Source organism: Helicobacter sp., assembly GCF_014799995.1.
In the GTDB taxonomy this organism is placed as follows: Bacteria; Campylobacterota; Campylobacteria; order Campylobacterales; family Helicobacteraceae; genus Helicobacter_D.
Genome location: NZ_JAAVGY010000033.1, coordinates 1 through 5,476 on the forward strand (window position 1 = coordinate 1; position 5,476 = coordinate 5,476).

Here is a 5,476-nt window from a genome sequence, read left to right on the forward strand (position 1 = left end):
GCTATCATAGCTTATAGTGTAGGTGATATTTTCTCGCACTTCAATGCTGCTTGCAGCAACTAGGCTAAATTCTCCCTCTCTGACACCATCGCCCAATTTGTCGCCATTGAGAAAATTTAGCTTGCCAAAAAGGCTGAGGTCTGGTTCTTTTGTATCCTTGTTGGTTACCTCTCTTAATGTGTCTAGCGGGTCTTTAAAAGTTGGAGTGGGGGAGGGGGCTTGCTCCTCTTTTGGCTTCATTTCATCTGGCAACTGTCTAAGATTCTGTAAATTTGCCATATTGTTTTTTGCATTTTGTAGCCCGAAGTTTAAAAGCCCACCTAATACCTTGCTCGTTAGGCTTGCCCTAAGTGCGTCCAATGGGTTTTTTGTTGCCTCTGTTTCTTTATTTTCTGAATTGGCTCTTACCCTTTTTTCATTTGTTTCTGCTTCTTTTGCGCTAGATTCTTCATTGTTTTGTCTAATGCGTGGCTTTAGATTATTAAGTGCATTGTTGGTGAAAGGATTATTAAAGCCAAAAGGATTATTTGAAAGTGAAATTGCCATTTTCTGCTCCCCAAATTTAAATATAATATAATATCGTAAAAATTAGTAAAAACTTAATAGGTTTTTGTTAGAATTTCTAAATAAATTTTCATTGCATTAAGAGCTAGCAGTATTTAATAAAAAAGTTTGAAAATTGTAGTTTTCAATACAAAATTTAAAATCAATCCCTGTATTCTTAAGAATTATTTAATTCTTGACTTTATGGGAGAGATAGTTGCAGTTAAATAGCGATTTAAATTTAACTTCTGAAATTAATTATAAATCAAAAGAAAAATCTAAAGATATTGTAAATTTTAGTTCCTTGTTTAATCAAATTAATCTAATGGATTCCAATGGAACAAGATTTAAGAACAAAAATCGTCTTTTAGAAAATATAGAATCTTTCTGCGAGAAATTGCAAACTTCATTTATCAAAAATTATGTGATTAATGGCAAAACGACTGATTTATATCGCATTACCTTATTTAATGTCAGCTCTCATTATGAAAATGGAACATTAGAGGAATTTTCATTTATTAGCTCCAAACATTCCAAAAACCTTTATAGAATCTCAAAACAAATTGAAAGAAGTAAAAGCAAAATCTGGCTCTCAAGGATTCAACAATTCTACCTCTCCCCTGCTCTTAAAGAATTAAATGGCAAAAACTATCTAGGCAATCCTTATTTTGAAAACAAACTCATCTGTGAAACCATTAAAGAAAACGAGGTAACAACTAATAATGCTAATAACAAGGAGGAATAGCAATGAAACTTTTAGATAAAGAAAGGAATCTCTTATTAGAGATACGAGAAGTGCAAGATATGTTTTATTTTGATGATTATTTCCGCAATCATCTTTGCAAGAAAAAGCGAAAAGAGCCGCAAGAGAATCTTATTTCTTTTTGTGAGCAATATCTAAATTCTTTAAATTCTTGCACGACACAAGAAGTGATTTTAGAAGCACAATATCCTCAAGATTTTATTCTTTTGGAAGGACGCAAAGAGGAAATATACTCATACGATAATAAAAATGGATTGCAACTCAAGCAACCAAATTTATTTTAAAAAAGGAGAACAATGAATCTTACAAGAGCCTAATGCTACAATGCCTTTTGCAACAATAGATTATAATAAGGAGAGTGAAAATGGTGAAAATGCAAGAGATACAAGAACCAATTCTAAGACGAGTTAGAGGAATTATCGGAAAGAGAATTGCAAGAATCCGAGCAGAGATTAGCAGAAGCAGTGAAATTCAGACAGGAAGCTGAAGCATTGCGCAATTAAGGCTGACTAATAATTTATCTCCTACCGCTCTTGCTTTCCAACTTTCAAACATTCTTATATTGCTCTGTGAAAAAGGAATCGCATTTGTAATACCTTTTTCAATACCACTCTCTGTAATCTCAAAAAATTCTGCCCTTTTCACACTCTTTGGATTCTTGTTTTTTAACATTTGATAGAAAAAATAACCAATCGCATATCCCTCTCTGTCTAGGTCTGTTGCGATATAGACTTCTTTTCCCTCTGCTTCTTTTAAGGCTTTAAAGATATTATTCTTTTTTCTCTCATCGGTAAAGTCAAAGATTGGCTCATAATTATCAAAATCTTTTAAAAAATCTTGCGTCAAACCTTTAAAGTGTCCTGTTATTGATAAGTTTATGGTATAATTCCACTATCCATAAGGCAAAATGGATAAAAGAAATTTGCAACCTTTGGTGTGGTTGAAAGCTCAATTCTCGGTCTGGGAATTGGGCTTTTTTTTGGCTATTGAGTTGGGTGTGGGGGAGGAACACACCAAAGGAGTCCAAAATGGAGCTTTTAAGTTTAATCATTGCAGGGATTGCAGTGTTTGTAACGCTTTTTAGAGAGGAGATAAGAAACCTCCTAAAAAGGTAAATCTCTACCATTTGCAAATTTACACCGCTAAAACTTGCCACTTTAGAGGTGGTTTTATCCCCCATTACTTCCTTTAACTGAAATAAAAATAGATTCACTACTTACTTCCTGTTTATTTAAAAAAATCAGAAGTAGCACTCGTTTTTCCATTACTTATGCTACCACCACTCTTTTTAAAGCTGTCATATAATTTCGTAGCAGTTTGTCCCATAGGTAGCATTGATGTAATTCCTCTTCCTAATGCTGCTTTGATTCCCGCTCCTGCTATTAATCCTGCCCCTCCTGTCATTGCACCTGTTGTAGTTGCAGAACCTACTGCTTTTAGAGGTGCTAATCCCACTGCGTCATCGTTTTGAGTGCCTAAAATTTGATTTACCCAACTTGGAACTTTAATTAAAATCATAATCGCAATGATTGCAACTATCATTAAACCTATGGGTTTAAAAAATATGAATGTCAAGCTTGCAATCACTTGCTCTAATTGTGAAACATTATTTGGTATTAATTCTACTTTCTCTAATGCTACCATAGGAAAATTGCCTATAATCATCGCAATGGGTGCATACATAGAATAAGAGAGGTAAAGCTTTAGCCAAGAGAAAAAATATCCTCTTAGTTGATTCATCATCAAACAAGGAATTACAATAGGAGCAATAGAAAGAATGATTGTTGCCATAAACTTTGTAACAATGCAAATAGAGGTAATGGCGAGAATTAAAATCATATAGCACCTTTCGAAAAGTAGATTTCTTGAGAGCCTCTTTCTGCAAGAATAGAATCACGCAGTAAATTATTCATTCTTTGCTGGGAGGTAAGATTTACTTTCTTTTTAGGTGTACCTTGCTCTAATTCCCTTTTTTTAGTTTCTACTTTCTTTTGGGTTTCTGTGATTTTTCTTTCAAACTCTTCTTCCTTTTTTCTAAATTCCTCTTCTTTATCCATTGTAGATTCAGAATTTTTAATTTCATTATTTTTTTTAATTTGTATCACTTGATTGGGATTTGGTTTTTTTCTATAAGTATAATCATCTAGTGGAAATTTGGAATCAAAAAGATAATCCAAACTCTGTTGATGAATCGCCTTTTGCTCTTTTAAAATATTTTCACTAGGATTAGCTAAAACCAAAAAGGGAGAAAGAGTTAAGGCAATCAATGGAAGTTTTTTCATTTTACAGCCTTTTGTTCTTGTTTGTTTGGTTTTACTTTCTCTTCCTCTTTTACTTTTTCAATGCAGACATAGGATTCTCCACTCCATATTGTCCATTTATCGTTTCTACTCTCCGCAATAACCCAATCGCCAATGACTTTTGTTTCAACGGGTGTATCGTGTTTATCAATGACTGCAAAAATTGCTGGAATCTTGCCATTTTGTTTTTTTTCGTATTTAAAATATGTGAAAGTATCATCATTAAAGACTTCACTAGGAATTAGCCATTCATTGTATTTTTTGGCTTTTTTGATATAAGAGAAATCCATTTGTTCCCTCTCCACTTTTATTTCTGCAATCCCCTCTTTAATGACAAAGTATTTTCTAGCTTCCTCTTCCATTTGCTCTTGCGTTAAGATTTTGCTTTCATCATCAAGAATCTTTACAAGCAAGTTTGGCAATTCTTTGTTTTTATAGTCAGTAGAATAGAGGAAAAAATTGTGGATTTTTTTATCTTTTGTAAAAATCGTCAAATTCGTATCAATACCGATTAAAAAAGGCTTTATACTGATTGCATTGGGCATATTGGGTATTTCTTCTACTTTATATCCACTTTGGTCTCCTAAAATATAACTTTCCACTTCGCTTTCAAAAATAATCGTGGTTGCCATTGTGAAGCGTGTGCGTATTTTTTGTGTTTTATTCTCTTCGTAAGGAATTTGTATTGTGTTTTCAAATCCTGTATATTTTTTCTCTAAAAACTTTTTTTGCACTGCTTTTAAATCTTTGTTTCTTACTGCTTGCTTCATTAAAAGCAACTGCTCTTCAGTGTATGCTGGAATCTCTTGTGAATATTGTTGTTCATATTGCATTTGTGGAGTAGCATAATGATTCGTATCTGGATTAGTGTTATGAATGCTTACATTATTGGCAATGTATTTATTTTTATCTTCTATGGTAGGCTTTTGTGCAAACAAAGATTCTCCGCTTTGTTGTCTTGTTGCCATTATTCTATCAACTTCTTCTTGTCGCTCTTGCATAATGTTTTCTATTGTAGTTTGGTTTAAAGCATTTGGGTCGGCAAACAATATGCTTTGGGAAAGTAAGATAGTAAAAATTATGGTTGTGATAGATTGTATTTTCATTTTTTACCCCTTATTGCGCAATGACTTTCATTGTTCCGTCTTTTTCAATATTGACTTTGCTTAAGGCATATTCATAGACGATAAATCCTGTTGGATTTAATGGAATCGCATTTTCCTTAATCTCTTTTGGTTCAAATCCAAATTTCAAAGTAGCCTTGTAGCGTTGATAGCCTGTTTGTAATTCCCCTTGTCTTTCTTTTGCAATAAATTCTATGGTTGCGACATCTTGACTTAGAATTTGGCTATTAATGATTTCAATCTCTCGGTAGAGATTCTTTGTTTGATTCATCAAAATAACGCAAAGCTTTTAATTGACTTTCTGTGATTGTGCCATTGGTAGAGAGAATCAGTGTGTTTGGAATAGTATTTATTTTATTTAATTTTTCATTATTGAGCTTTTCAAAGAGACTTAAAGAATCAATACTAGATTCTGTAAGAATAATTCTTGCAATCTTGCCTCTCTCCTCTTTTTCTTTGCTGTTAGAAAAAATTATCGTCTCCAAACCCTTTTTGCCATAGCAAATTTGTTTTAAAGGCTTTGCGTAAGTCTCTCCCTCTTTATTTTTTAAAATAGGATTCTTTAAATGAAGCTGGTAGCCTGTTTTGGAAAAGATTTGTTGTCCTTGTGATTGTTCTTGCTCGGGCTTGTTTGTCTGTAAGGTTTTGATTGTATAGGTTGGAATCGCAATGTTTCCCCTTTCGTCCATTTTGATTTCATTTACTAAATGCTGCAAGATTGCATTGCTAATTCCCCTATCACTAGA

Annotated in this window: 10 protein-coding genes and 1 pseudogene; 3 read left to right on the forward strand and 8 right to left on the reverse strand. The window is 33.1% G+C overall.

What is annotated here, in order from left to right; translation table 11 throughout:
- On the reverse strand, nt 1-546 hold a 546-nt coding region (locus HDT10_RS04680; RefSeq protein ID WP_290880562.1), incomplete at its 3' end, for a hypothetical protein.
- Between the two features lie 214 nt (nt 547-760).
- Between HDT10_RS04680 and HDT10_RS04685 the strand changes: the two genes are divergently transcribed.
- The 3 genes from HDT10_RS04685 to HDT10_RS04695 all read left to right on the forward strand — a co-directional run bounded on the left by HDT10_RS04685 (nt 761) and on the right by HDT10_RS04695 (nt 1,793).
- On the forward strand, nt 761-1,288 hold the full coding sequence (locus HDT10_RS04685; RefSeq protein ID WP_290880563.1) for a hypothetical protein: 528 nt from the start codon (nt 761-763) through the stop codon (nt 1,286-1,288).
- Between the two features lie 2 nt (nt 1,289-1,290).
- Complete coding sequence (locus HDT10_RS04690; RefSeq protein WP_290880565.1) at nt 1,291-1,590, forward strand: hypothetical protein; 300 nt, start codon at nt 1,291-1,293, stop codon at nt 1,588-1,590.
- 80 nt (nt 1,591-1,670) lie between these two features.
- Nucleotides 1,671-1,793 carry a hypothetical protein gene (locus HDT10_RS04695; RefSeq protein WP_290880567.1) on the forward strand — a complete coding sequence of 41 codons (123 nt, stop codon included), beginning with the start codon at nt 1,671-1,673 and terminating at the stop codon, nt 1,791-1,793.
- On the opposite strand, the gene HDT10_RS04700 is transcribed toward HDT10_RS04695, so the two are convergent.
- From HDT10_RS04700 to HDT10_RS04730, 7 genes and pseudogenes are all read right to left on the reverse strand, one after another.
- Nucleotides 1,778-2,152, reverse strand: coding sequence for a toprim domain-containing protein (locus HDT10_RS04700; protein ID WP_290880570.1), 375 nt, complete (start codon nt 2,150-2,152; stop codon nt 1,778-1,780). The two genes, HDT10_RS04695 and HDT10_RS04700, sit on opposite strands and share 16 nt — an antisense overlap.
- Before the next feature lie 4 nt (nt 2,153-2,156).
- Entirely contained in the window at nt 2,157-2,519 is a 363-nt protein-coding gene (locus HDT10_RS04705) for a hypothetical protein (protein ID WP_290880573.1), read from the reverse strand.
- Nucleotides 2,520-2,533: 14 nt separating this feature from the next.
- A complete protein-coding gene (locus tag HDT10_RS04710; RefSeq protein WP_290880576.1) occupies nt 2,534-3,145 on the reverse strand; it encodes a type IV secretion system protein in 612 nt (203 codons plus the stop codon).
- Nucleotides 3,142-3,588, reverse strand: coding sequence for a hypothetical protein (locus HDT10_RS04715; protein ID WP_290880578.1), 447 nt, complete (start codon nt 3,586-3,588; stop codon nt 3,142-3,144). The genes HDT10_RS04710 and HDT10_RS04715 overlap by 4 nt, the downstream gene beginning before the upstream one ends.
- Nucleotides 3,585-4,712, reverse strand: coding sequence for a TrbG/VirB9 family P-type conjugative transfer protein (locus HDT10_RS04720; RefSeq protein WP_290880580.1), 1,128 nt, complete (start codon nt 4,710-4,712; stop codon nt 3,585-3,587). Before HDT10_RS04720 ends, HDT10_RS04715 begins: the two co-directional genes overlap by 4 nt.
- Nucleotides 4,713-4,722: 10 nt before the next feature.
- On the reverse strand, nt 4,723-5,001 hold the full coding sequence (locus tag HDT10_RS04725; RefSeq protein ID WP_290880582.1) for a VirB8/TrbF family protein: 279 nt from the start codon (nt 4,999-5,001) through the stop codon (nt 4,723-4,725).
- A pseudogene (locus HDT10_RS04730) lies at nt 4,967-5,476 on the reverse strand (hypothetical protein); the annotation flags it as partial. The pseudogene HDT10_RS04730 and the gene HDT10_RS04725, both read right to left, overlap by 35 nt.